The organism is Alphaproteobacteria bacterium (assembly GCA_039980135.1).
Classification (GTDB): domain Bacteria; phylum Pseudomonadota; class Alphaproteobacteria; order UBA6615; family UBA6615; genus UBA8079.
Genome location: JBDXCV010000001.1, coordinates 137,873 through 163,438, shown reverse-complemented (window position 1 = coordinate 163,438; position 25,566 = coordinate 137,873). Strand labels below are relative to the sequence as shown.

Genomic DNA, 25,566 nt, shown 5'->3' with positions numbered 1-25,566 from the left:
CATCATAACCCTGTTGCGGGCCCGCGGGCCCGACGAAAAAACCCGGATGCACTTGCGTGCGCCCGGGCTAAATCTCGATTGCTTCCCGTATCGTGACGGGACGGCGCAGCGCGCCGAAAGGACCGCCGGATCAGCTGGCGCCGTCCTGGCTTTCGTCCACCGCATCCTCGAAGCGCATCTGCGGCATATGCGGCTCTGCACCCGGCTCCGCGTCGGCTTCAGGCGCGTCCGGCGTGACACCGGCAATGTTGGATTCCGATTCAAGCAACTCGATGACCTCATCTTCTTCGGGAAGGTCGAACTCGACATGCTTCTGCTGGCTGACGATGAGAGATTCCTGGAGATTTTCCAGTTCGACCGTCTCATCCGCGATCTCGCGCAACGCGATCACCGGGTTCTTGTCATTGTCGCGCTCAACCGTGATCGGCGCACCGGCCGACACTTCACGCGCGCGCTGGGATGCGAGCATCACCAAATCAAACCGGTTCGAAACCTTCTCGATGCAATCTTCGACTGTTACGCGGGCCATTCAGATATCCTTCATGAAATTCGGCCTGTATATAGGCACAAAATCGCGAAATGCCAAGGGCTTGGGTGCACCGCAATACGGTTGGGTGCGCCGATCAGGATGGCAACGGGCGAACCGCATCGCAATCTGCCACCCGCGCAAGCAATGCCGAGAGCGCCTCGCCTGTCGCGGGGTGACGCCAGTCGGGTGCGATATCCAGCAGCGGGCGAAGGACAAAGGCACGATCGGCCATGCGCGGGTGCGGCAGGATCGGCCAGCCGGCATCGACCTTTCCGTCATGGTCGAGCAGGTCGATATCGATGGCCCTGGCGGCGTCGCGGACCGTACGCACACGCCCCAGCCGGCCTTCGATCTCATGAAGCAACGTCAGCAGCGGTCCCGGTGCCAAATCCGTCGCCAGTGCGGCCACGGCGTTCACATAATCCGGCTGGTCCGACGCGGGCACGGGTGCGCTTGAATACCAGCGGGAGCGTTTGATCACGACAACACCCGCCGCCTGTATTTCCGCAAGTGCGGTGGCAAGATTTTCCTGCGGGGTGCTGTTGTCGGTGCCGGGCAGATTGGCGCCGAGGCCGATCAGGATCATTCAAACGCCTCCAGACGCCCGTACTTGCGGGTCGCTGGACAGTCCGGCAACCGCGCGTTATCTAGACAATTATTCAAGAACAGCATTTTCAATCGCGCAGGTCTTGGCATCGGTCACATGATCTCATCGGCGCGTTTTAGCATTTCAAACAAGGATTTAGGTACATGCTGAACAGCAGCGAAAAGACCGTCGTGTTCATCGACGGCGCCAATCTCTATGCAACCGCGCGCGGTCTGGATTTCGATATCGACTACAAGAAGCTTCTGGCGCTGTTTCAGGATAATTCCAATCTCATGCGCGCTTACTACTATACGGTCCTGATCGAGGATCAGGAATATTCACCCATCCGTCCGCTCGTCGATTGGCTCGACTATAACGGCTACACGCTGATCACGAAGCCGGCGAAGGATTTTACCGATTCGAACGGACGTCGCCGCATCCGCAATTCGATCGATGTCGACCTTGCCGTCGACATGCTCGAAATCGCGGATCAGGTTGATCACGTGGTGCTGTTTTCGGGTGACAGCGAGTACCGTCGTCTGATCGAGGCCGTTCAACGCCGCGGTGCGCGGGTCACAGTCGTCAGCACCACCGCCGGCAACACAGCATCCGTCGCCGACGAGTTGCGCCGCCAGGCCGACCGTTTCGTCGACGTCAGGGAGTTGCGCAACGAAATAGCGCGCGCGCGCACGGGCCGGCCCGCGCGCCGCGACGACGGTTTTGACGACGATTATGACTATGACGGCCCCGAGGATGACGACTTCGAGGACGATGACTACGAGCACGACGGTCAGGCCGCCGCGGCCGGCGATTAACTGCCATGGATGTGCCCGCCCCCGATTGTCCGTTGTGTCCGCGTCTGGTCGATTTCCGGACGGACAACCAGGCCAAATATCCCGATTTCCACAATGGCCCCGTCCCCAGCTTCGGGGCGACCGGCGCACGGTTGCTGATTGTCGGCCTCGCACCGGGCCTGAAGGGAGCCAACCGCACGGCGCGTCCTTTTACGGGCGACTATGCGGGAGACCTGCTCTACCCCACGCTTGTGAAGTTCGGTTTCGCACGCGGCACCTATGAGGCCCGGCCCGACGACGGCATCGAATTAACGGACTGCCGGATCACCAACGCGGTGCGCTGTGTGCCGCCGCAGAACAAGCCGGTCGGCGCCGAGGTGAAGGCCTGCCGCCCGTTCCTGGTCTCCGAATTCGACGCCATGTCCGGGCTCCGCGTCATCCTCGCGCTCGGCGGTCTGGCCCACAATGCCACGCTGGCGACGCTGGGTTACAAGCAGTCCGCCTTCAAATTCGGGCATTGTGCCCGCCATGAGATCGCGCAGAACGGGCGGCCCATCATATTGATGAACAGCTATCACTGCTCGCGCTACAACACGAACACCGGTCGCCTGACAACGCCGATGTTCGAGGATGTGTTCACCGCCATTCGTGGGCATCTCGATACACCCGGCGACCAGTCACCCGTCGGGTAATTGACCCGACGCTCCACGCCATCTAATTTTGTTTCAATTGAAACCTTTTAGGGTGTGTTTAAGCATGGCCAACGCCACATCCGTTTCCGCGAGTGCCCATCTCGACTTGGAGGCATTCCTCCCCTACCGGCTGTCGATCCTGGCCAACACCGTCAGCAACGCCATTGCGCGCGACTACCACGATCGGTTTGGGTTGACCGTTCCCGAGTGGCGGGTAATGGCGGTCCTCGGAAGGTTCGGCCCCGAGATGGCGACCGAAATCTGTGCCCGCACGGCGATGGACAAGGTAACGGTCAGCCGGGCGATGACTCGCCTGATCAAAAGAGACCTGATCACGCGGACTTCGGATCCCCGCGACCGCAGACGCATGATTGCGCGCCTGACCCGGAAAGGACAATCGATCCATGACAAGATCGTCCCCGTCGCCACTGCCCATGAACGCAACCTCCTCGAAGCACTGGGCCCCGGTGAAGCCAAGGCACTCGACCGTTTGCTTGCCAAACTTCAGGACAGGGCCGACACGCTCTCCCACGGGTAGACGTGGAGCTTGTTGGGAGCCTGGAAGAGACCGCTAGATGTAGTGCTCTTCGAGCGGCGAGAACCCGTTGAAGCCAACCGAAGCATAAGTCGAGGTATAAGCGCCGGTGTCGTAGAGGTTGATGATGTCGCCTGCCTTCAACGCCAACGGGAGGACACACATGGCGTTCTCATACATCACATCATGGCTGTCACAGGTTGGTCCTGCGACCACGACCGGACCGCTCGGGCCATCGCATTCGACGGCATCCATCCGGTAGCGGATCGCCTCGCCCTCGGACTCCGCGAGCCCGCCATACCGCCCGACATCGAGATAGACCCAGCGTTCCGTCGTATCGTAGGCCCGGTCCGCCACGAGGATAACCTCGCTGCGCATGATGCCGGCACTGGCAACGATCGCGCGCCCCGGTTCGACGATCACCCTCGGGCGCGCGCCCGGGAACGCCGTATCGAGAGACCGGTCGATGGCATGGAAGACCTGCTTCAGTTCCGGCACCGCGCCATCGCCATAGGGCACGGGAAACCCGCCCCCGAGGTTGAGAATATTCAGCGCAATGCCCGCACTCGCGGCACGTGCAAACAATTTACCACACACGGCAATGGCTTCACACCAGCGCGCCGCATCGGTCTGCTGGCTTCCCACATGAAACGACAGACCCGCAGGATGCAGCCCTGCCGCACGCGCACGCTCCAGCAGTCCGACGGCCTCATCGGCGTTGCAACCGAATTTCCGGGTCAGCGGCCACCGGGCGCCGTCATTCGATACAACGACCCGGCAGACCACCGACGATCCCGGCGCGCCGACGGCGAGCTTTTCGATCTCGCCGACACTGTCGAAGGCGAACAGGTCCACGCCCCGTCCGGCCGCGAAGGATATGTCCGTAGGCTTCTTGACCGTGTTGCCATAGGAAATGCGGTCCGGTGCGATCCCCGCGTCCAGACATGCCGAAATCTCCGCCGGGCTCGCCGCGTCAAATGCCGCACCCGAGGCGGCGAGGCGTTCGATGACCTGCGCCGCCGGGTTCGCCTTGACCGCGTAAAATATCTCGCCCCACGGAATCAATGCCGCCATGCGGGCGTAGTTCTCCGCGACCCGGTCGAGATCAACCACCAGGCAGGGGGTTCGCGTTTTCGTGCGTTCAAAGAAACGTTCGATTCTCTCGGTCATCGGCCAGACGTTCCGCCAAAAGTTCAGGCGCCGCGTTATAGATGGAATTGGCCACAAACCAACCAAAAACCGCGCGCGGATGCGGGTGATCGGCATACCGCGTCAATTGCCCTGAATCGCGGCCTGTGTTAACGGCGAGCGTCTGGATGACGATTGGAAGAGTTGAGTGACTACCCACGGTTCCATATGGGTCCTGAACGGGCCAAACCTGAATTTGCTCGGTGAACGCGAGCCCGGCATCTATGGCGGGGATTCGCTGGCCGATATCGAGATGCGTTGCGCCGACGCGGCTAAGACCGCGGGCTTCAATCTGGATTTTCGCCAGACCAACCATGAGGGCGAACTCGTGGCCTGGGTCCAGGAGGCCCGTACCGGCGCGTCCGGGCTGGCGATCAACGCCGGGGCCTATACCCATACGTCGGTCGCGGTTCACGATGCGCTGCGCCTGCTCGATATTCCGATTGTGGAAGTGCATTTGTCGAACATCTTCGCCCGCGAGGAGTTTCGACATAAATCCTATATCAGCGCGGCTGCGACAGGTGTCGTGTGCGGCTTTGGTTCCCACAGCTATGTGCTGGCAATATCCGCGCTCGCGGCGCGAATGGATCTGTAGCGAATGAGCGACCCTTTTGACATTGATCCGGACCTCGTCCGCAAACTCGCCGACCTGCTGAACGAAACAGGCCTGGCCGAAATCGAATTCGAGGACAACGGCAAGCGTGTGCGCGTGGCCTTGCCGGGCGCCGGTGTGGCGGCTGCCGCATCGGTGGCGCCAGCCAGCATCGCCGCCGCCGCGGCGGGCGCGGCGGTTGCCGCGACAACCGGCACCGGCGATCCGGTTGCGCATCCGGGTGCCGTCACGTCGCCGATGGTCGGGACCGTATATCTGGCACAGGCGCCCGAAGACCCACCATTCGTCAAGACCGGCGATACCGTTCGTGAAGGACAGACCCTGTTGCTAATCGAGGCCATGAAGACCTTCAACGAAGTCAAGGCGCCGCGCGCAGGTACGCTCCTGAGCATCGACGTCGCGAGCGGCCAACCGGTCGAGTTTGGCGAAGTCCTCGCCATCATCGAATAAGCCGGCCGGCGCTCCGATGTTCAAAAAGGTTCTGATCGCCAACCGCGGCGAAATCGCACTGCGCATCCATCGGGCGTGCAAGGAAATGGGCATTTCGACGGTCGCGGTTCATTCGACGGCGGATTCGAATGCGATGCATGTCCGCCTGGCAGACGAAAGCGTGTGTATCGGGCCACCGACAGCAGCCGACTCTTATCTCAACATCCCGGCAATCCTTTCGGCGGCGACCGTCACCGACGCCGACGCCATTCATCCCGGCTACGGCTTTCTGTCGGAGAACGCAAACTTCGCCCGGATCGTCGAAGAGCATGACATTGCGTTTATCGGACCGAGCTCGGACCTGATCTCGACGATGGGGGACAAGGTCGCGGCGAAGGACGCGATGAAGCGCGCTGGTGTGCCGGTCGTGCCGGGATCGGACGGGGCCGTAAAATCCGCCGAGGACGCCGTACCGATCGCCGCAGACATTGGCTACCCGGTTATCGTCAAGGCCGCTTCGGGTGGTGGCGGGCGGGGCATGAAGGTCGTTGAACGCCCCGAAGACCTCGAGAACGCCTTCAACATGGCCTCGACCGAGGCGTTGGCCGGCTTCGGCGACGCCACGGTCTATATCGAGAAATATCTCGGTCATCCGCGCCATGTCGAAGTTCAGGTCATCGCCGACGGCAAGGGCAACGCGGTGCACCTGTTCGAGCGCGATTGCTCGCTCCAGCGCAAGCATCAGAAAGTACTCGAGGAGGCCCCCTGCCCGATCCTCGATGAGGCGACCCGCCAGCGTATCGGCAAGATTTGCGCCGACGCCGCCGCCAATCTGGGTTATCGCAGCGCCGGGACGTTCGAGTTTCTGTTCGAGAATGACGAGTTCTACTTCATCGAGATGAACACCCGGGTACAGGTGGAGCATCCGATCACCGAGATGATCTGCGATATCGATATCGTGGCGGAAATGATCCGCATCGCCGCCGGCGAGGGGATGTCCCTGCGCCAGGACGACATCCGCATCAACGGCCATGCCTTCGAATGCCGCATCAACGCCGAGGACCCCGAGACCTTCACCCCCTCGCCGGGGCGGATCGCGGAGTTTCACGCACCAGGCGGGCTCGGCGTACGTGTCGATTCGGCACTCTATGCCGGCTACAGCATCCCGCCCTATTACGACAGCCTCGTTGCCAAGTTGATTGTCCACGGACGCACGCGCGACGAGGCGCTGATGCGGTTGCGGCGCGCGCTCGGGGAAATGGTCGTATCGGGTGTGTCCACCACGATCCCGTTGCACCAGCGTCTCGCCGACAATGCCTCATTCATCGCGGGCGAGTACGATATTCATTGGCTCGAAAGCTTCGTCGCAACCGACTAGTCTGGGACAATGACCGGACTGACACCGCAACTCCTCCTGGGTGCCTACGCGAGCGGCATATTCCCGATGGCGGAAAGTCGACACGATGCCGATCTCTACTGGATCGACCCCGATGTGCGCGGCGTGCTGCCGCTTGAGGCGTTCCACATTCCACGGCGATTGCGTAAAACCATCCGGACAAACCCCTACGAGATTCGCTGCGACAGCGATTTCGTCGGCACGGTGCGCGGCTGTGCCGAGCCCCAGGGCAACCGCCCCGAAACCTGGATCAACGACGAGATCGAGCATCTCTACAACGCGCTTTTCGAGATGGGCTTCGCCCATTCGGTAGAATGCTGGGACGACGGCGCACTCGTCGGCGGCCTGTATGGCGTGAGCCTCGGCGGCGCATTTTTCGGGGAGAGCATGTTTTCCCGCGCCCGCGACGCGAGCAAGGTCGCGCTGTGCCACCTCGCCGCGCGGCTGCAGAAAGGCGGGTTCGTGCTCCTCGACAGCCAGTTCGTTACCGACCATCTGCGCCAGTTCGGCGCGGCGGAAATTGAGCGCGCCGCCTACAAGCAGCGCCTGGCGGCCGCCCTCAAGGTTGTTGCAGATTTTCAGCCGGAACTGTCAGACGCCGCGTTCGAGGCCTTCATACAATCCACCACCCAGACATCGTAGACCGGATGCTCGAGCGCCGAGACCGCCGGGCTCGATGCGAACATCCAGCCGGTGAACAGGTCTCGCGGCAACGCGGTCTCGAACGTCTCGTCGATCTCGAGAAACGCGGTACTTTCCGGCGGTTCGGTCGGCGGCGCCTTGTGGCAGGCGCGGGCCTGGATCACCAGCGAACCGAACCGGACCGGCACATCGAAGGGTGCCTCAAAGGTCGAAATACGTGCGGTGACCTTGTCGAGGCCCTGCAGGACTGCACCAGCAGACACGGTTTCGACGTCCTGAGCCGCTGCCCCGGTCGCCCCGCCCCAGACGAGAGCCAACACAAGCGCGCCAGGTAAAAGCAACCGCCGCATCACGAAACCCGGGGAACGCCAGCCGGCATCATTTGGAATCGGTCGCCAGGAAGATGATTTCCGAGACCGTATCCTCCAGTGCCCGGAAATCGCGGGTTTGGACAATCTCGCCATCCGGCGGCAGCGTCTCGGTCGCTTTGCCCGGGAACAATCGCAGATATTTGCCGCCGAGCAGCCCCTCCGCCGTCACCCCGGCTTCGGTATCCGCCGGCAGGCGGAGATCGCTGCGCACACTGAAAGTCACGACAGCCTCGAATGTCTTCTCATCGAGCGACCGGTCAATGACCGAACCGACCTTCACGCCGGAAATACGAACATCGGCACCTCTGTCGAGCCCGCCCACTCTCAGGAAGCGCGCCGTCAGCTCGTAGCCGTCATTGTCCTGCACATCGATGGACCGTGCGCCGATGAAAACAAAGCCAATCGCAATCAGCAGAACGACCGCACCAAGGATTGTCTCTACGGCACCGCGTTTCATTGATTCGCTCCTGCATTACGCGCCGTTCTCGCCTGGGACACGATGAGCCCCAGCAGGTCATCAAGAACGATTGCATCTTCGGTAAAACTGATCCGGCCGCCATCCCGGATGATCCGGTCGGACCCGCCGATATCGACGCGCACGAGTTTGGCGCCAAATATACCATCGGTCATGATCGCGGCGGTCGCGTCGGTATCGAGTTCAACGGATGCATCGATCCGCAGGGTCGCTTGCACGCGAAATTGTTCGACAAGGTCGAGCGCGACGACTTCACCGATCTGAACCCCGGCGGCATATATGGGGCTGCCGACCTGAAGCCCGTCCGTCCGCCCGAATACCGCGTTTACGTCGATTGTCTCGCCGCCGGATGTCCGGGCCGGACTGAAACCCACGCCGATAATGGCGATCACGACAATGACGACGCCGAGCCCGACGATCACGTCTCGGAGTTCACGATGTGACGACGTATTCATCGGGATACGCTCATCGAATTGATCTGATTCCGCAACTCGGGTTGTGCAACAAACCGGCTATTGTGGCGTCCAGGGCTCATAATCACCCGTTCCGCGCCGGCGCTCGCCATCCCGCAACACGCTGCCCGGGGGATGATATGCGGCGCGCGTGCCCGTCAGGTTCGGGACATGTTCTTGCTGCCAATCATGGCGATGGGCCTCGTCGAGCGGCGATTCCGTCATGTGGTGCAGCCAGCTGTGCCATTCGGGCGGCACCTTGCTCGCTTCCGGTCGGCCCTTGTAGACGACCCAGCGGCGCTCACGATTATAACGATTGCGGGCCCGTCCGCGATAATAGCGGTTCCCGAACTTGTCGGCGCCGACAAGATGCCCTGAGATCATGGTTTTAAGCAGCGTTCCCAACGTGGCCATTGAGCGTCCAAATCCCTAAATGCGCTGATGTTTGCGGGACTATGGCACCCGCCTCCGAGTTTGGCCAGAGCCATGATGTCACGTTTTCGGCCGACGCTGTGCGGCCCCCGACCACGCCGTAAAACACATGATATGGACGATTGTCGGTCCCTCAACCCAAAATGTGGTTGCGGCGCAAATATCTTGTGGTTTACCGTCCACAATTGCCGAGATTTGGTGTTTTTCGTCGTTTTTGTCACGAAATCGCCACGGACTCGGCGGGGGCCGCCCTCGGCGAGTATTTGGATTCAGGCGCGGCCACCCTGGCTCATTTTTTGTTACGGCGCCTAAATCGCGCCTGTTTTGGGGGGTTACATGCGGATCCAGCGCCGCTTTACGAACGAAGGCGAGAGTCCTTATACCGCGATCGAGTTTCGCACCACTTCGAGCGAAATCCGCAATCCGGATGGCTCGGTCGTGTTTGCAGCCGATGATATCGAAGTCCCGGCAGCCTGGACCCAGGTCGCTTGCGATATCCTGGCACAGAAATATTTTCGCAAAGCCGGTGTTCCGGCGAAGCTGAAGCCGGTCAAGGAAGACGACGTCCCCGAATTCCTTTGGCGACGCACCGCCGACGAGGCCAAGCTCAAACGCCTCGGCAAGGAAAAACGCCATGGCGGCGAAACCGACGCGCGCCAGGTCTTCGACCGGCTGGCCGGCACCTGGGCCTATTGGGGCTGGAAGGGCGGCTACTTCGACAGCGCCGAGGATGCCAGCGCCTACTATGACGAGATGCGTTACATGCTGGCGGCCCAGATCGCGGCCCCGAACAGCCCGCAATGGTTCAACACCGGCCTGCATTGGGCCTACGGGATCGACGGCCCGGGACAGGGCCATCACTATGTTGACTACCAGACCGGCCGCCTGACCAAGTCGAAGAGTTCCTACGAACACCCCCAGCCCCACGCCTGCTTCATCCAGTCCGTGTCCGACGATCTGGTGAATGACGGCGGCATCATGGACCTGTGGGTCCGCGAGGCGCGCCTGTTTAAATACGGCTCGGGCACCGGTTCGAATTTCTCTCACATCCGGGGCGAGAGCGAGGCCCTGTCGGGCGGCGGCAAATCGTCGGGCCTGATGAGCTTCCTCAAGATCGGTGACCGGGCGGCCGGCGCCATCAAGTCCGGCGGCACAACGCGACGCGCGGCCAAGATGGTCGTGGTCGATGTCGATCATCCGGATATCGAATCCTATATCGACTGGAAGGTCACCGAGGAACAGAAGGTGGCGGCGCTCGTCACCGGTTCGATCACCTGCCAGCAGCACCTGACCGCGATCATGGCCGCCTGCCACGACACCGACGCGCCGGAAGGCGACGAGCGGTTCGAACCGGCCGAGAATCCGGCTCTGAAGAAGGCCATCCGCGACTCCCGCAAGGCGATGGTGCCGGACAATTACGCCCAGCGCGTGATCCAGTTCGCCCGCCAGGGATATACGGAAATAGACTTCCCGACCTACGACACCGATTGGGATTCCGAGGCCTATCTGACGGTCTCGGGCCAGAACTCCAACAATTCGGTCCGGGTCACCGATGATTTCCTCAAGGCCGTCGAGAACGGCGGATCATGGGACCTGAAGCGCCGGACCGACGGAGGAGTCGCCAAGACCGTCGATGCCAGCGAGCTGTGGGACAAGATTTCCCACGCGGCCTGGTCCTGCGCCGACCCGGGAATCCAGTACGACACCACCATCAACGACTGGCACACCTGCCCGGAATCCGGACGCATCAACGCGTCCAACCCGTGCTCGGAGTACATGTTCCTCGACGATACGGCCTGCAACCTCGCGTCGCTGAATCTCATGACCTTCCGCGACCAGGATGGCAGCTTCGATGTCGAGGGCTTCGAGCATGCGGTCCGTTTGTGGACCGTTACCCTGGAAATCTCGGTGCTGATGGCGCAGTTCCCCTCCAAGGAGATCGCGCGCCTGAGCTACGAATTCCGCACTCTGGGGCTGGGCTTCGCCAACATCGGCGGCCTGCTCATGGCGTCGGGTCTTCCCTATGACAGCGACGAAGGACGCGCGTTGTGCGCGTCTATCAGCGCGCTGATGACGGGCGTTTGCTACGCGACATCGGCCGAGATGGCCGAGGAACTCGGGGCCTTCCCGGGGCACGCCAGGAACGCATCGAACATGTTGCGGGTCATCCGCAACCATCGCCGCGCCGCGCATGGCACAACCACAGGCTATGAGGGCCTGTCGACCAACCCGGTCCCGCTCGACCATGCGAACTGCCCGGACTCATCCATCGCCGACGCGGCAAAACGCGCCTGGGATATGGCCCTCGAGCTGGGCGAGGCCCATGGCTACCGCAACGCCCAGACCACGGTGATTGCGCCTACGGGCACGATCGGCCTGGTCATGGATTGTGACACGACCGGCATCGAGCCGGACTTCGCGCTGGTCAAATTCAAGAAGCTCGCCGGCGGCGGCTATTTCAAGATCATCAACCGGATGGTCCCCGAGGCGCTGCAGAATCTCGGTTACACACCCAGGCAGATCGACGAGATGTCCGGCTACGCCGTCGGTTACGGCTCGCTGGCCGATGCGCCGGGCGTCAACCATGCGACCCTGGCCGAAAAAGGCTTCGGCGACGACCAGATCACCGCAATCGAGGAAGGCCTCGGCACGGCGTTCGATATACGCTTCGCGTTCAACAAATGGACCCTGGGCGAAGCCTTCTGCACGGAGACGCTGGGCTTTGAGGCGGCGCAACTCGACGACATGTCCTTCGACATGCTCTCGGCGCTGGGCTTCACCGAGGAGCAAATCGAAACCGCCAACAACCATGCCTGCGGTACGATGACCCTCGAAGGTGCCCCGCATCTGAAGGACGAGCATCTCGCCATCTTCGATTGCGCCAACCCGTGCGGGAAGATCGGCAAGCGTTTCCTGTCGGTCGACAGCCACATCCACATGATGGCGGCCGCGCAACCCTTCATCACGGGTGCCATCTCCAAGACCATCAACATGCCGAACACGGCCAACATCTCCGACTGTGCGGATGCCTACATGCTGTCATGGCGGCTCGGCCTCAAGGCGAATGCGCTGTATCGCGACGGCTCGAAACTCAGCCAGCCGTTGCAGTCGCAGCTCCTGGCGGATGATGCCGATGAAGCGGCGGACACGCTCGACGAACTGCTCGACGCTCCGAACGGCCGCCGCGCGGAGATCATCGCCGAGCGCATCGTGGAACGGGTCGTCGAACGCGAGGTCGATCGCCAGAAACTGCCCCATCGCCGCAAGGGCTACACCCAGAAGGCGATCGTCGGCGGCCACAAGGTCTACATCCGGACCGGCGAATATGACGACGGCTCGATCGGCGAAGTGTTCCTCGACATGCACAAGGAAGGCGCCGCCTTCCGCTCGTTGATGAATAATTTCGCCATCGCGGTCTCGATCGGCCTGCAATATGGCGTACCGCTCGAGGAATTCGTCGACGCGTACACCTTTACCCGGTTCGAGCCCTCCGGCCCGGTCGAAGGCAACGAGACCATCAAGATGGCGAGCTCCATCCTCGACTATATCTTCCGCGAGCTCGCGATCAGCTATCTGGGCCGCAACGATCTGGCCCATGTCGAGATCGACGATCTCGAGCCCGACACGATGGGCCGGGGCGAGTCCGATGACGGCCTGCCGCCACGCAGCAAGCTGACGGAAGCGGTCGTCAGCACGGGCTATGTGCGCAAGAGCACCCTGTCGGTGATCGAGGGCGGCCTGCGCGAACTGGAACCGGTGGAACACGCACCGGAAGCCTCGTTGCAAACCACCACCGAAGCGACCGGCACCGACGGCATGGCGGCGGGCGAGATCGGGTTGGGCGAAATCGAACCCAGCGTGACCCCGGTGGGCACCCCGAAGGGGCAGCAGCTCGATCTCGAATATGTGGTCCAGGAAGAACGTTCGATGCGCATCCGCCAGGCCCGGCTTCAGGGCTATGAAGGCGATGCCTGCACCGAGTGCGGAAACTTCACCCTTGTGAGGAACGGAACATGTCTCAAATGCGACACCTGCGGCGGTACGAGCGGGTGTAGCTAAGGAATTCGGGCCGGGTCGGACCCCGATGGCTCGAATAGCGACCCCGCGCCAGTCCGCTTGGCGCCGGGTTACTCTCCTCCCTGACCTCCGGGGTGTGCAAAGGTAGGCGCACCCCGGTTTTTTTGATCCGTTTCGCGCCTATTTCTTACGCCCGACGCCCGGCATCGCTATGCTGTGCGCCAGCATTCGCCCGGGATTGAACACGGGCTCTACAGGAGAAACCATCATGTCCGGAACCATCGACGCCCGCCTCGCCGAACTCGGTATCGAATTGCCGCCCGCCAACGCGCCCGCAGGCAACTACGTCCCCTATGTGCAGACGGGAAACCTGCTCTTCGTCTCGGGCCAGATCCCCGTCGTCGACGGCAAACCCGGCTTTATCGGGCGGCTGGGCGCGGAGTTCGACGTCGAGGAGGGCGCCGCGGCGGCCCGCGTCTGCGCGCTGGCACTCATTGCCCAGGCAAAAGACGCGCTCGGCGGTGATCTCGACCGGATCAGCCGGGTGGTTAAGCTTACGGGCTTCGTGGCCGCAACCCCCGACTTTACAGGCCAGCCGACGGTCGTGAACGGCGCATCGGACCTGTTCGCCGAAGTCTTCGGCGATGCCGGCCGCCATGCCCGCGCCGCCGTGGGCATGGCGTCCCTGCCCGCCGGTGTGGCGGTCGAGGTCGAGGCGATCTTCGAGATCGCCTGACCGGGAGAAACCCCTTTTGGCCGGACTACACCACCATTCGCACGGGCCCGTCCCACCCGATACGCCGGGAGGTGATCGCCGACTCATCCTCGCCATCGTGGTCAATGTCCTGCTCACGGTCGCACAGGTCATCGGCGGCGTGTTTTCCGGCAGTCTTGCCCTGATCGCGGATGCGATTCACAACTTCTCGGATGCTGCCGCGCTCGCCATCGCGCTGATTGCCCGCAAGATCGCCCGCCGCCCGGCGGACGAAAACCATACCTACGGGCATGGGCGCGCCGAGATGATCGGTGCGCTCTTCAACCTGACATGGCTGATTTTCATCGGCCTGTTTCTCATCGTCGAAGCGGTCGACCGGCTGATCGACCCACAGCCGGTCGAAGGCTGGACGGTCGTTATCATTGCCGGTATCGCGCTTGCCGTCGATACGGTGACGGCACTGCTCACCTTCGCCATGGCCCGGACATCCATCAACATCCGTGCCGCGTTCATTCACAATGTGTCAGACGCCCTCGCCTCCGTGGGTGTGATCATCGGCGGCACATTGATCATCCTGTATGGCTGGCTTTTCATCGACGCCATCGTGACACTCGCCATTGCCGGATACATCCTCGTGCAGGCAACGTTCGAAATTCCGAAGGCCGTGAACATCCTGATGCAGGCGGTGCCCGAGGAAATCGACGTCCGGAATGTCACGACCCGCCTGCAGGAAACCGAAGGCGTACGCGATATCCACCACGTCCATGTCTGGAACATCGATGAACACCGTCGTTCTCTTGAGGCCCATGTCGTGATTGCGCGCGCGGACATGGGCGGCATGGAAAGCATCAAGAGCCGCCTCAAAGCGATCTTGAAGAACGAATACGAAATCGCCCATTCGACCCTCGAGTTTGAATTTCCCGACCCTGATGGCCCATCCGGAGACGCGCCGCTTGGTGAAGGCGACCCGGACCAGTAGACTGTCGCCATGCCCGACGGAGACACAGCACTTTCCGCCCGCGTCGTCGAGAATATCGCGAACATTCCGCCCGACAGCTGGGACCGGCTCGCCGGACGCGACAACCCGTTCGTCAGCTATCCGTTCCTGCTGGCGCTGGAGGAGACCGGTTGCGCGTCGAACGAGGCGGGTTGGCTGCCCCATCATGTCGTGGTGGAAGAAACCAACGGCGACATCATTGCCGCCGCCCCGGTCTATCTGAAGAGCCATTCACAGGGGGAGTACGTCTTCGACCATGGCTGGGCCCATGCGTGGGAGCGTGCGGGCGGTCGCTACTACCCGAAGATGCAGGTCGCAGCCCCCTTCTCACCCGTCGGCGGCCCCCGGTTGCTGGCCGGCGATGCGCCGGATTCCGACGATGCCCGGCTGACCCTGCTCCGCGCATTGGAGACGGTTTGCCAGAAGCTCGAACTATCGTCGGTGCATGTAACGTTCTGCACCGAGCATGATTACGACGTGATGGGGCTCGCAGGCTGGATCCAGCGGATCGGCCGCCAGTTTCACTGGCACAACCGCGACTATGAGACGTTCGATGACTTCCTCGGCGCGCTGACCAGCCGCAAGCGCAAGATGATCCGCAAGGAACGGCGCCAGGTCGCCGATCAGGGCATCACGGTGCGCGCCCTGTCCGGCGACGACATCCAATCCCACCATTGGGACGCCTTCTATCAATTCTACGTCGACACCTATGACCGCAAATGGGGCTACCCGTATCTGACCCGCGAATTCTTCGAGGCGGCACAGGACCGGATGGGCGAGCAGATCGTTCTGGTGATCGCCGACATGGACGGCCTGCCGGTCGCGGGTGCGCTCAATCTGCGTGGCGCCACGGCGCTGTATGGTCGTAACTGGGGTTGTCTGGGCGACTTCCGGTTCCTGCATTTCGAGGCGTGCTACTACAAGGCGATCGAGTTCGCGATCGACAACGGCCTCAAGACCGTCGAGGCGGGTACCCAGGGCCCCCACAAGATCCAGCGCGGCTACGAGCCGGTGCCGACCTACTCCGGCCACTACATCCCCAACGAAAGCTTCCGCGAGGCGGTCGAGCGTTTTTGCCGCGAAGAGGAACGCGAGGTGGGCTGGGAAATCGAGAACTACGCCGAGCACCTGCCCTATCGGCAGGCGGACTAAACCGTTTTCGTTGCATGGGCGTGGTCGGCTCACAGTATTCGACAAACCGCAGCATCAACCAAATTATCTGCCCGCATCATGACCCGATGTCCTTCGAGATCAGATAGCCGGGCCGCTACAGCGGGGATTTCGTTTAATTTCTTGGCATTAAACGTTCGAGAACGTCTCATGGGCGGCCGGAATATCCGTTCGAAAGCGGGTCTCGCAGCCGCATGGTTCGTGAGTGGCGCTCCGTTCGCGTGTTGCATCCCCTTCTAACAGTCACCTACTATCACTGCGTTGTTTCGTTACCCGTTCACCTCGCGCCACTAAGTGCAAAGAATACGACCGAAGATGGCGCAAGGCTTTACCAACTAAGAATTACAAAGGGGGAGAGCATGATCTCGAAATCTTTCTGGAAATTGGGCGCCTGCGCCGCGGCTGGGCTGATCGCCTCGACGACGGCACAAGCTGACAATTTCACGTTCCGTATCGCTGCCGGCCATCCGGCCGCGCCGCTGTCAACCGTCAACCAGATTCAGAAGACGTTTGTCCCGAACGTCACAAAGCGCGTGGCGGCCGAGACCGACCACAAGGTTCGCTTTATCGAGGGCTATGGCGGCACGCTCGCCAACCTCTTCGAAGTTCTCGAATCGACCCAAAAAGGCCTGGTCGACTTCGGCTCGATGACCTCCGCCTTCGAGCCCACCAAGCTGTTCGTCCACAACCTCAATTACTTCAATCCATTCATCTCGGGCGATCCCCGGATCATGGGGCCGACGACGCGCCAGGTTCAGCAGGAGTTCGACTACTTCTACAAGGTGTTCGAAACCTATAACCAGAAGTATCTGGGCGGCGGCGCGTTCGACGATTACGGCCTGGGCACCACATTTCCGTGGACCAAGATGGAAGAGCTCAAGGGCGTGAAGGTCGGCGCCGCCGGTCCGAACCTTCCCTGGCTCGACTACGCCGGTGCGGCGAAGGTCCAGACCAACCTGAACGAAGCCTACAACGCGCTGCAGTCAGGCGTGTACAAGGGCATGGTCATCTTCCCGGCCCCCTACTACGGCTTCAAGTTCGGCGAAGTCGCGAAGTACTACACGACGATGGGTTGGGGCTCGACGCTGATCTACCCGCTCACGGTCAACCTCGACACCTGGTCCAAGATTCCGCCGGAGATCCAGAAGATCATCGAAGAAGAGGTTCTCGTATACGGTAAGGCCGTTGAAGATGAGGGTGTTGCCAAGTTCACCTCCGCGCTCGACAACCTGCGCAAGCAAGGCGTGACGGTACGCGACCTCGACCCCGCCGAGCGGACCAAGATGGCCCGTGCGATCGAGCCCTGGGTCAACCAGAAGGCGCAGGAGTACGAAGACCAGGGATATCCCGGCAAGGCCACCTTCAAGCGGCTCATGGAGCTTGCCAAGAAGAACGGTGCGACACCGGCCCACGAATACGTCATCAAATAACCCACGTTTATTTGAGCGTTTGAACGGGGCGGCCCACGGCCGCCCCGTTTTTATAGGCGCGGGGAACGCTTCAACGAAAAAGGGCGGACCGAAGCCCGCCCTTTCCACTTATTCGCCGTTAAACGAATTACTTCTCGACGAGCGCGGGCTCCTTGTCGCCGCCACCACCGGATCCATCGGTATTCGGCCTCTTGCGCTTGCGCTTCGGCTTGCCGGAACCACCGTCTTTCCCGGATGGCTTGTCGTTCTCGAGGTCGAACGTCAGCGCGTCATCCTTGACGCCGACCCGCACGGTGCCGCCCTTGGTCAACTTGCCGAACAGCAACTCCTCGGCCAGCGGCTGTTTGAGACTCTCCTGAATCACCCGGGCCAGCGGCCGCGCGCCGAATTTCGGATCGTAACCCTTCTTGGCCAGCCACTCGCGCGCGTCATCGTCGAGTACGATGGAGACGTTGCGGTCGTCGAGCTGGGCCTCCAGCTGAATGACGAACTTCTCGACCACCTTGCCCATGACGTCGGGCGAGAGGTTGTTGAAGCCGATGACCGCATCGAGGCGGTTACGGAACTCCGGCGTGAACAGTCGGTTGATCGCCTCCTCGTCCTCGCCCTCCCGGGTCTCGGAGCCGAAGCCCATGGCGGGCTTCGCCATGTCGGCCGCGCCCGCGTTGGTCGTCATGATCAGGATGACGTTACGGAAATCGACATTCTTGCCGTTATGGTCGGTTAGCTTCCCGTAATCCATCACCTGCAGCAGGATGTTGAACAGATCGGGATGCGCCTTCTCGATCTCGTCGAGCAGCAGCACCTGGTGGGGGTGCTGGTCGACCGCGTCCGTCAGCAGACCACCCTGATCGAAGCCGACATAGCCCGGCGGCGCGCCGATCAGGCGCGAGATCGAGTGGCGTTCCATATATTCCGACATGTCGAAGCGCGTGAGCTCGACGCCCAGTGAATGGGCGAGCTGGCGCGCCGCTTCAGTCTTGCCGACACCCGTGGGGCCGGAGAACAGATAGGCCCCGATGGGCTTCTCGGGTTCGCGCAGGCCCGCGCGGGCCAGCTTGATCGCACTCGACAGCGCGGTGATCGCCTTGTCCTGGCCGAACACCATCGTCTTCAGGTCACGTTCGAGATTCTCCAGCGCGGTCTTGTCGTCGCGGCTGACGGATTTCGGCGGGATGCGCGCGATCTTGGCGACCACGGCCTCCACGTCCTTTACGCCAACGGTCTTCTTGCGCTTCGACGGCGTGAGCAACGCCTGGGCCGCCCCGGTCTCGTCGATCACGTCGATGGCGCTGTCGGGCAGCTTGCGGTCATTGATATAGCGCGCCGAGAGCTCGACCGCGGTCCGGATCGCCTGCTCGGTGTAGCGGATATCATGATGCTCTTCGTAATAGGGCTTCAGGCCGCGAAGAATCTTGACCGTATCTTCAACCGACGGCTCATAGACATCGATCTTCTGGAACCGGCGCACCAGCGCCCGGTCCTTCTCAAAATAGTTCCGGTATTCCTTGTAGGTGGTCGACCCGATGCAGCGCAGCTTGCCGCCGGCGAGTGCCGGTTTCAGCAGGTTCGACGCGTCCATGGCGCCACCCGACGTGGCGCCGGCGCCGATCACGGTGTGTATCTCGTCAATGAACAGCACGGCACCTTCGGTCTCCTCGAGCTCGTTCATCACCGCCTTGAGCCGTTCCTCGAAGTCGCCGCGATAGCGCGTGCCGGCGAGCAACGCCCCCATATCCAGCGCGAAGATCGTCGCATCGGCCAGGACCTCGGGCACACTGCCCTCGACGATGCGCTTGGCCAGGCCTTCCGCGATGGCCGTCTTGCCGACGCCCGGATCGCCCACATAGAGCGGGTTGTTCTTGGTCCGGCGGGCGAGAATCTGGATCGTGCGCTCGACTTCGAGTTCGCGGCCGATCAGCGGGTCGATGTCCCCGTCCTCGGCTTTCTGGTTGAGATTGACGCAATAGGCGCCCAGCGCCTCCTGGCCCTTCTTGATCGTCGCCTCGCTGTCGAGTTCCTCCTCGTCGGCGCCGCGCACGGCACGATTGTCTTCCTGGCCCGGCACCTTGGCGATGCCGTGGGAGATATAATTGACGGCATCCAGCCGGGTCATCTCCTGCTGCTGCAGGAAATACACGGCATGGCTTTCGCGTTCGGAGAAGATGGCGACCAGCACGTTCGCACCCGTGACCTCTTCCCGGCCGGACGACTGGACGTGGATCGCGGCCCGCTGGAGGACACGCTGGAACCCGGCCGTCGGCTTGGATTCCTCCGTCCGGCTGGTGATCAGGCTCGACAATTCCTCATCGATATACTGGGAAAGATCCCGGCGCAGGTGGTCGATATCGACACCGCAGGCCCGCAACACGGCAACTGCATCCTGGTCTTCGGTCAGCGAGAGCAGAAGATGCTCCAGCGTGGCGTATTCGTGGTGCCGCTCATTGGCGAGCGCCAGGGCACGGTGCAGCGATTGTTCCAAGTTCTGAGACAGCATTTGCGAAGGGTACCTTCTGCGTCAGGGCTTCGTCATCCGGTTCAACATCAATTAGTCGCGCGTTATTCCTTTTCCAGCGTGCATTGCAACGGATGCTCATGCTTGCGCGCAAAATCCATCACTTGCGTGACCTTGGTCTCGGCCACCTCATAGGTAAACACACCACATATGCCGACGCCCTTCTGGTGGACGTGCAGCATGATCTTGATGGCTTCCTCATGCTGCTTCTCGAAAAACTTCTCCAGCACCAGCACGACGAATTCCATCGGCGTGTAATCGTCATTCAGCATCAAGACCTTGTACATCGACGGTTTCTTCGTCTTTGCCCGGGTCTTGGTCGCAATACCGGTGCTGTTATCGCCGTCGCCGCCGATTGCATCGTCGGAATCACCGGAATCATCATCCGACGCGCGTGGTCCGACGCCGGGATTTTCCAGCAACACGTTGAGACTGCTTAACATCTTAAGTTCAAATATCCTTTTTCACGCATACGACATTGTAGCCGAGCCACGCACGTTCGTGAATGCGTGTGGCGCACTTATCCAGATATTTGAGGAGGGCCGCCGCGAAAGGCAAGGCCCGGAAACGGTGACGGCCCGGCCAGAAATACTGGGCCGGGCCGTCGAAACGCCGTCGTAAAGGGAGGAGAATTACGCGGCGATTGTCTTGGAGAACGTCTCAACGACCTTGTTGAGGCGCTCGTTCAGAGGCTGTGCGGCTTCGTTGGAAACCTTGACCGACAGGTCCTGCAGCTTGGCGGATTCGGCGACGAAATCTTCGAACGCAGCCTTCGCGAGCTTGGTCTGGAGGTCCATGAACTCCTGCGGGTTCTTAACCGCACCGAGCTTCTGTGCCGCAGCCATGTTGGCTTCGATCGTCTTTTCCGCGTAAGCGGCGAATTCCTTGCCGACGATCTCGAAACCCTTGGCGAAGATGTTGCCCGAAACGACCAGCGCCTCGGCATTCTCGCGGCTGGCATCGCTCAGCTGATCCATGTTCTCCATGGCGGACTTCTGTGCCTTGTCCATCTGCTCACGGGCGCTCGTGTAGAACTGCTCGTAACCCTTGGCGAAGGCCTCGGTGCCGGCCTGAACGGCGTCTTCAATCGTCTTTTTCTGCGTGGCAGCAACGGATTCCAGGGTTTCCTGAGCCGCGTTTGCCGCACCAGTCTTTTTCGTGGTGGCCATAACTGACTTCCTTTCGTTTATGTGCATATCGGTGCACATGCGCCGAGGACCGGGAAACGTTCGAACCAAGTCCTGTTTATAACGTTATGCTGCAACGCAACATGACGTGAATATGGGAGTGTGGGCAGGTGATGTCAATAAAAAATATTGCAGTGCACCATTTTTTATTCGCACACGCGGTATCTATTTGATTTAGTGATATATTATCGCTGTCCAAGCGTCGCCCCACGGCACACGCGGGGACGTTTCAACACCATTATTGCCGTCGGATTCTAGTGCTGGGATATCCAGTTCACGGCGCGCTTATTCCATGCGCCGGCCGGGTCGGCCCCGTCACCCAGTACCGTGAAATGGGTTTTCCCGGGAATTTCCAGAGTATCCGCTTCCCCCTTCCCGTCGGTGATGGCTTGCGCAAATGCCTTGGCCTGGGGAATCAGAAACGGATAGTCCTCGCTGCCCCATGTCACCAGAAACGGCGGCGGCACCTCGGCGATCCGATACAGCGGACTCTTCTCATGCCCATCGTCACCTTCGCCCAAACAGGGCGGCGGCCAGTCGTCGAAATCGGCGTCCGAGGAGACATCGTAGACACCGGAGATCGGCAGACAGCCCTTTATCACGTCTCGCGACAGACCGTGGCGGGCCTGCCAGTCGCGCGTGACGGCGAGCTGGGCCGCATAATGCCCGCCCGATGAGTGCCCACCGATGAAAATCCGCTGCGGATTGCCGCCGACACGATCAACATTGGCGGAAAGACACGCCAGTCCGTTGCAAAGGTCCGGGAACCCGTCCTCATACTTGGCCGGTGCCAGGCGGTGACCGAGGCTCGCGAAGGTGATCCCTGCCGCATGGAAGCCCGGCGCCATGAAGGCCATGGCCTCCTTGTGACCGCTCGTCCAGCGCCCGCCATGGATGAACGCGAATACATCGCCGTTGGGCTCGGGCGCCGGATATATCGAGACCCGCTGATAGATATCATCGCCCCAGGCAATGTCCGTGCCCTCGATGTCCCGGCTCTTGTCCCAGAGCAACTGCTGATACTCCAGCACAGCCTCCGGCCGCGGCAACTGATCCGGGTAATCCTCGCGCCTCAACAATGTCATCGCCTCAACTCCGATAAATGCAGTCCGACCGCGCGCGAACAAATCCAATGAAAACCACGGCCCTAGAACTGACCGACGATCCCGTCGCCGGTCCGGTTTATTCTGATCTCGAACGCATTGTCGGCAAAGCCCTCAATTTGTTCGGCTTCAAGAATTTTAACCTCGGTCTTGTCATGGGCAAGCAGGGGCTTGCGAAACGCCAGCGACTCGATCTCGACCCGGTCCTGCTCGAACGCGTGCAACCGGAACGTCCCTGACTGACATGCGGCGACCGTCCAATAGAACTTGTTGCTTCGAAGGCGTTGGCCCGCCGATTCCGGCGCGGCTGCCACATCCCTGGAGAGCCCTTCGACGATCGCCGACGTATCGGCGGGTGTCAGCTGCACATCCGAGCGGCGCAGTTCCCAGGGGCTGAGCGGACTGCGGAGCTGGAAGTTGAGGACATTCCCCGCTGCGTTGCGCGCCCGCGAGGTTAGCGCCGCACCGTCCGCACCCAGGCGCAGATCATAAGCCCGGATCTGGCGCTCATAGACGCCGTTGTAGACAAATCTGTACTGATCGGGGGAGTTCGCCGCACAGGCGGTGCGAATATCGTCGCCCGCGACATAACTGAACCAGGTCAGCGATCGTTCAACGGGATTATCGACCGAGCCCTTAAAAGTGGTACAGGCGGCAAGCCCCAGGACTGCAATGGTTGTGAGGGTTAATCGGCGCATAATTCCTCGCTGCATCACTTTTCAATATGGTTAGTGATGACTTAATTCCATGATGCTATTTACATGGATTCGGTACATTCACTAGAATCACATTGATTCAATTGAAAAAATTGACCGGGAAGATTGTTGATGGGCACGTTATTTGGTTGCGGCGATGGACGGATTGCGTTCCGCAATATGTGCGCGCATGTCTGGCGATTCCCGTCCCGTGCCCTTGCGATGGGGCTGTTCGCGGCGGCAGCCCTGCTTGCGGCCCAGCCGGCACAGGCCGGCTATGCCTCCTTCGTGATGGACGCGCAAAGCGGCGAGGTCTTCCACGCGCGCAACGCGGACACACGCAATTTCCCGGCATCGCTCACCAAGATCATGACACTCTTCATGGTCTTCGAAGCCCTTGAGAACGGGAAACTGAAGCTCGACCAGGCGCTGCCGGTATCACGGCGCGCAGCGGGCCAGGCGCCGTCCAAGCTCGGCCTGAAGGTCGGCCAGACCATCACGGTCGAAGCGGCGATCGGGGCGCTTTCGGTGAAGTCGGCCAATGATGTCGCGACCGTGGTCGCCGAAGCGATCGGCGGCACCGAGATCAAGTTCGCCCAGATGATGACAAAACGTGCACGCGAGATCGGCATGCGCCGCACGACCTTCAAGAATGCGTCCGGCTTGCCCAACCGCGGCCAGCTCAGCACGGCCCGCGACATGGCCGTTCTCGGCAAGGCGATGCTCGACCGCTTCCCCAACCAATACGCACATTTCTCGGATCTGACCTTCCAGTACGGGAAAAGGACCTACAGCAATCACAACAAGCTGCTGAAGACCTATGACGGCATGGACGGCATCAAGACCGGCTATATCCGTGCCTCGGGCTTTAATCTGGTTGCGTCCGCCGAGCGCAATGGCGTCCGGCTGATCGGCGTTGTCTTCGGCGGCAAGACGGGCCAGTCGCGCGATACCCATATGGCCTCCCTGCTGAATCGCTCCTGGGGCCGGGCGCAGTCCAATTCCACATTTGCCGCCCTGCCCGTATCGAAGCCCGCGATTCCGGGACGAACACCGGATACCGCGGCGCCGCGCCTCGCGCTGGCCACCGTGCCCGTTACAGTGAACACGCCGGGAAGCGTCAGCGACGATGGCGGCGGTATTCTCGACTGGGGCGTCCAGGTCGGCGCCTTCAAGGGCTACAGCCGCGCCCATCTGGCCGCGGGACAGGTCTCTCAAAGGCTGCGTGGGCTACCCGCGACGGCGACCATCGAAATTCTGCCGCTGGAGAGCAAGGGCACGACCCTGTTCCGCGCGCGCATCGTGGGCATGGAACAGGACAAGGCCCGCAATATCTGCCGGCAATTGCGGAGCGCCGGATCGGCCTGCGCGATGGTCACCCCGAACGGTGATATCCAGCTGGCACAGGTGGTTCGCTGACCGGCCGGTTGGCGCCGCTATTCAGCCGCCCTCGAACTTCCGATCGCGGCATTGACCCGGGGCATGGCCTCTTCGGCCATCAACTGCATGGATCGCCGGGACAATCGCTCGTCGACCCAGTCGGTGCCCGCGTAGACCAACTCGCCGAAATCACCGGTCACCTCGCGCAGGGCGAGAATCTGGTCGACGACCTCGTTCACGGTGCCGCAGATCACCAGGTCCTCAAGGATGCGATCGAGCGTAATCGCCGATTCCGGCTCGTCGCGATCATGCGCGAAGACCGTGTGCCGGTTCGACCGCTTCAATTTCTTGTAGAGCTGGCTGTAGTAGAATCGGTACGGGCTGTTTGCATCGTCCCTGCCATAACGCTTCGCCGTCGCGTCATCGTCGGCCACAAACAATGTCCTTGCCACGCGCCAGTCTGCCGGGTCGGCGTCCTGACCGGCGCTCTCCTTGCCCTGCTTGTAGTTTGCCCAGTGGGTCGCCGCCCATTTGTCGATCAGGAAGTTTGCCGACAGGGGGTGGAAATCCCGTGCGCCCATGGCGATGACGCCCTTTGAGAAGGGCGCGACGACCGTACCGACGATTTCAGGCCGCGGCTGCTGGTAGGGCTTCGGCATGATCCCGACGCCGACTTCCTCGTAAATCGAAACCTCGGTCGAGACCTTGAACCGGTTGTCCGGCAGATCGATGTTGTAGGGCGGGTCCCGTTCCCAGATTTCGAGAATCACGTCGATCGCTTCGGCGAAGAGTTGGTTGCGATCCTCGTCGATCATTCCCAGCGCTTCCGCATCGGACCGCAGCGCGCCGGGGCTGATGCCCATGATGAACCGGCCTTCGGCGAGATGATCGAACATGGCGGCATGGGCAGCGACCAGGACCGGGTGCATGTGGGACAGGTTCGTCGTCCCGGTTGCGAGCTTGATCTGTTTGGTCGAGTGAATCAGCGTCGCGTGGAACATCATCGAGTTGGTGATGCTCTCGGCCTTGTCGGTCAGATGTTCGCCGATGAACGCGTCGTGGAACCCCAGTTCATCGCAGAGAATGACCGCCTCGCGGTCCTCGCGCAGCACCTGAGTGTAGTCTCGGTGCAGCGGATGCACCGGCATGGCGAAGTAACCTAATTTCATGGCGGTCATGATCTCTACCTGAATAGTCCGACCTTATCGATCAGAACAGGGTAT

At 61.4% G+C, this 25,566-nt stretch carries 26 protein-coding genes; 13 read left to right on the top strand and 13 right to left on the bottom strand.

Annotated elements, in window-relative coordinates; translation table 11 throughout:
* Positions 1-130: 130 nt before the first annotated feature.
* Positions 131-529, bottom strand: a complete 399-nt coding sequence (gene rpoZ / locus ABJ363_00805; GenBank protein ID MEP4377511.1) for a DNA-directed RNA polymerase subunit omega — start codon at positions 527-529, stop codon at positions 131-133.
* Positions 530-623: 94 nt separating this feature from the next.
* The gene (gene folK / locus ABJ363_00800; GenBank protein ID MEP4377510.1) at positions 624-1,115 is read right to left on the bottom strand and encodes a 2-amino-4-hydroxy-6-hydroxymethyldihydropteridine diphosphokinase; all 492 of its coding nucleotides are present in this window, start codon (positions 1,113-1,115) and stop codon (positions 624-626) included.
* A 164-nt stretch (positions 1,116-1,279) separates the two neighbouring features.
* On the opposite strand from folK, the gene ABJ363_00795 reads away from it, so the two are divergent.
* From ABJ363_00795 to ABJ363_00785, 3 genes are all read left to right on the top strand, one after another.
* Positions 1,280-1,930: an NYN domain-containing protein gene (locus ABJ363_00795; protein ID MEP4377509.1), complete on the top strand. Its 651-nt coding sequence runs from the start codon at positions 1,280-1,282 to the stop codon at positions 1,928-1,930.
* Positions 1,931-1,935: 5 nt separating this feature from the next.
* On the top strand, positions 1,936-2,601 hold the full coding sequence (locus ABJ363_00790; protein ID MEP4377508.1) for a uracil-DNA glycosylase: 666 nt from the start codon (positions 1,936-1,938) through the stop codon (positions 2,599-2,601).
* A gap of 64 nt (positions 2,602-2,665) precedes the next feature.
* A complete protein-coding gene (locus ABJ363_00785; GenBank protein MEP4377507.1) occupies positions 2,666-3,139 on the top strand; it encodes a MarR family winged helix-turn-helix transcriptional regulator in 474 nt (157 codons plus the stop codon).
* Between the two features lie 33 nt (positions 3,140-3,172).
* Here the strand turns inward: ABJ363_00785 and ABJ363_00780 are convergent, their stop codons facing one another.
* Positions 3,173-4,306, bottom strand: coding sequence for a type III PLP-dependent enzyme (locus ABJ363_00780; GenBank protein MEP4377506.1), 1,134 nt, complete (start codon positions 4,304-4,306; stop codon positions 3,173-3,175).
* A 166-nt stretch (positions 4,307-4,472) separates the two neighbouring features.
* Here ABJ363_00780 and aroQ point away from each other — a divergent pair, with 166 nt between their 5' ends.
* The 4 genes from aroQ to aat are packed head-to-tail and all read left to right on the top strand — an operon-like array spanning position 4,473 to position 7,404.
* The gene (gene aroQ, locus ABJ363_00775) at positions 4,473-4,919 is read left to right on the top strand and encodes a type II 3-dehydroquinate dehydratase (GenBank protein MEP4377505.1); all 447 of its coding nucleotides are present in this window, start codon (positions 4,473-4,475) and stop codon (positions 4,917-4,919) included.
* A 3-nt stretch (positions 4,920-4,922) separates the two neighbouring features.
* Positions 4,923-5,387, top strand: a complete 465-nt coding sequence (locus ABJ363_00770) for an acetyl-CoA carboxylase biotin carboxyl carrier protein subunit (GenBank protein MEP4377504.1) — start codon at positions 4,923-4,925, stop codon at positions 5,385-5,387.
* Positions 5,388-5,403: 16 nt separating this feature from the next.
* Entirely contained in the window at positions 5,404-6,744 is a 1,341-nt protein-coding gene (accC, locus tag ABJ363_00765) for an acetyl-CoA carboxylase biotin carboxylase subunit (GenBank protein MEP4377503.1), read from the top strand.
* Positions 6,745-6,753: 9 nt separating this feature from the next.
* On the top strand, positions 6,754-7,404 hold the full coding sequence (gene aat / locus ABJ363_00760) for a leucyl/phenylalanyl-tRNA--protein transferase (protein ID MEP4377502.1): 651 nt from the start codon (positions 6,754-6,756) through the stop codon (positions 7,402-7,404).
* Here aat and ABJ363_00755 read toward each other — a convergent pair.
* The 4 genes from ABJ363_00755 to ABJ363_00740 all read right to left on the bottom strand — a co-directional run bounded on the left by ABJ363_00755 (position 7,341) and on the right by ABJ363_00740 (position 9,116).
* Positions 7,341-7,667, bottom strand: coding sequence for a DUF2155 domain-containing protein (locus ABJ363_00755; protein ID MEP4377501.1), 327 nt, complete (start codon positions 7,665-7,667; stop codon positions 7,341-7,343). The two genes, aat and ABJ363_00755, sit on opposite strands and share 64 nt — an antisense overlap.
* A gap of 115 nt (positions 7,668-7,782) precedes the next feature.
* Positions 7,783-8,232, bottom strand: coding sequence for an MlaD family protein (locus tag ABJ363_00750; GenBank protein ID MEP4377500.1), 450 nt, complete (start codon positions 8,230-8,232; stop codon positions 7,783-7,785).
* On the bottom strand, positions 8,229-8,705 hold the full coding sequence (locus ABJ363_00745) for an MlaD family protein (GenBank protein MEP4377499.1): 477 nt from the start codon (positions 8,703-8,705) through the stop codon (positions 8,229-8,231). The genes ABJ363_00750 and ABJ363_00745 overlap by 4 nt, the downstream gene beginning before the upstream one ends.
* Positions 8,706-8,762: 57 nt before the next feature.
* The gene (locus ABJ363_00740; GenBank protein ID MEP4377498.1) at positions 8,763-9,116 is read right to left on the bottom strand and encodes an NADH:ubiquinone oxidoreductase subunit NDUFA12; all 354 of its coding nucleotides are present in this window, start codon (positions 9,114-9,116) and stop codon (positions 8,763-8,765) included.
* Positions 9,117-9,470: 354 nt separating this feature from the next.
* Here ABJ363_00740 and ABJ363_00735 point away from each other — a divergent pair, with 354 nt between their 5' ends.
* The 5 genes from ABJ363_00735 (at position 9,471) to ABJ363_00715 (ending at position 17,463) form a co-directional block, all read left to right on the top strand.
* Positions 9,471-13,193 carry a vitamin B12-dependent ribonucleotide reductase gene (locus ABJ363_00735; protein ID MEP4377497.1) on the top strand — a complete coding sequence of 1,241 codons (3,723 nt, stop codon included), beginning with the start codon at positions 9,471-9,473 and terminating at the stop codon, positions 13,191-13,193.
* A gap of 226 nt (positions 13,194-13,419) precedes the next feature.
* Positions 13,420-13,887, top strand: coding sequence for a RidA family protein (locus ABJ363_00730; protein ID MEP4377496.1), 468 nt, complete (start codon positions 13,420-13,422; stop codon positions 13,885-13,887).
* 16 nt (positions 13,888-13,903) lie between these two features.
* Entirely contained in the window at positions 13,904-14,845 is a 942-nt protein-coding gene (locus ABJ363_00725; protein MEP4377495.1) for a cation diffusion facilitator family transporter, read from the top strand.
* 9 nt (positions 14,846-14,854) lie between these two features.
* Complete coding sequence (locus ABJ363_00720) at positions 14,855-16,015, top strand: GNAT family N-acetyltransferase (protein MEP4377494.1); 1,161 nt, start codon at positions 14,855-14,857, stop codon at positions 16,013-16,015.
* Between the two features lie 377 nt (positions 16,016-16,392).
* The gene (locus ABJ363_00715; GenBank protein ID MEP4377493.1) at positions 16,393-17,463 is read left to right on the top strand and encodes a C4-dicarboxylate TRAP transporter substrate-binding protein; all 1,071 of its coding nucleotides are present in this window, start codon (positions 16,393-16,395) and stop codon (positions 17,461-17,463) included.
* Positions 17,464-17,590: 127 nt separating this feature from the next.
* Here the strand turns inward: ABJ363_00715 and clpA are convergent, their stop codons facing one another.
* The 5 genes from clpA to ABJ363_00690 form a co-directional block, all read right to left on the bottom strand.
* A complete protein-coding gene (gene clpA / locus ABJ363_00710) occupies positions 17,591-19,960 on the bottom strand; it encodes an ATP-dependent Clp protease ATP-binding subunit ClpA (GenBank protein ID MEP4377492.1) in 2,370 nt (789 codons plus the stop codon).
* A 62-nt stretch (positions 19,961-20,022) separates the two neighbouring features.
* The gene (gene clpS / locus ABJ363_00705) at positions 20,023-20,421 is read right to left on the bottom strand and encodes an ATP-dependent Clp protease adapter ClpS (GenBank protein ID MEP4377491.1); all 399 of its coding nucleotides are present in this window, start codon (positions 20,419-20,421) and stop codon (positions 20,023-20,025) included.
* A gap of 189 nt (positions 20,422-20,610) precedes the next feature.
* Positions 20,611-21,147, bottom strand: a complete 537-nt coding sequence (phaP, locus tag ABJ363_00700; protein ID MEP4377490.1) for a TIGR01841 family phasin — start codon at positions 21,145-21,147, stop codon at positions 20,611-20,613.
* Between the two features lie 272 nt (positions 21,148-21,419).
* Entirely contained in the window at positions 21,420-22,250 is an 831-nt protein-coding gene (locus ABJ363_00695) for an alpha/beta hydrolase (GenBank protein MEP4377489.1), read from the bottom strand.
* A gap of 62 nt (positions 22,251-22,312) precedes the next feature.
* A complete protein-coding gene (locus tag ABJ363_00690) occupies positions 22,313-22,966 on the bottom strand; it encodes a hypothetical protein (GenBank protein MEP4377488.1) in 654 nt (217 codons plus the stop codon).
* A 129-nt stretch (positions 22,967-23,095) separates the two neighbouring features.
* Between ABJ363_00690 and ABJ363_00685 the strand changes: the two genes are divergently transcribed.
* Positions 23,096-24,382, top strand: coding sequence for a D-alanyl-D-alanine carboxypeptidase (locus ABJ363_00685; GenBank protein ID MEP4377487.1), 1,287 nt, complete (start codon positions 23,096-23,098; stop codon positions 24,380-24,382).
* 17 nt (positions 24,383-24,399) lie between these two features.
* Here the strand turns inward: ABJ363_00685 and ABJ363_00680 are convergent, their stop codons facing one another.
* Positions 24,400-25,521, bottom strand: a complete 1,122-nt coding sequence (locus ABJ363_00680) for an LLM class flavin-dependent oxidoreductase (GenBank protein ID MEP4377486.1) — start codon at positions 25,519-25,521, stop codon at positions 24,400-24,402.
* Between the last annotated feature and the right edge of the window lie 45 nt (positions 25,522-25,566).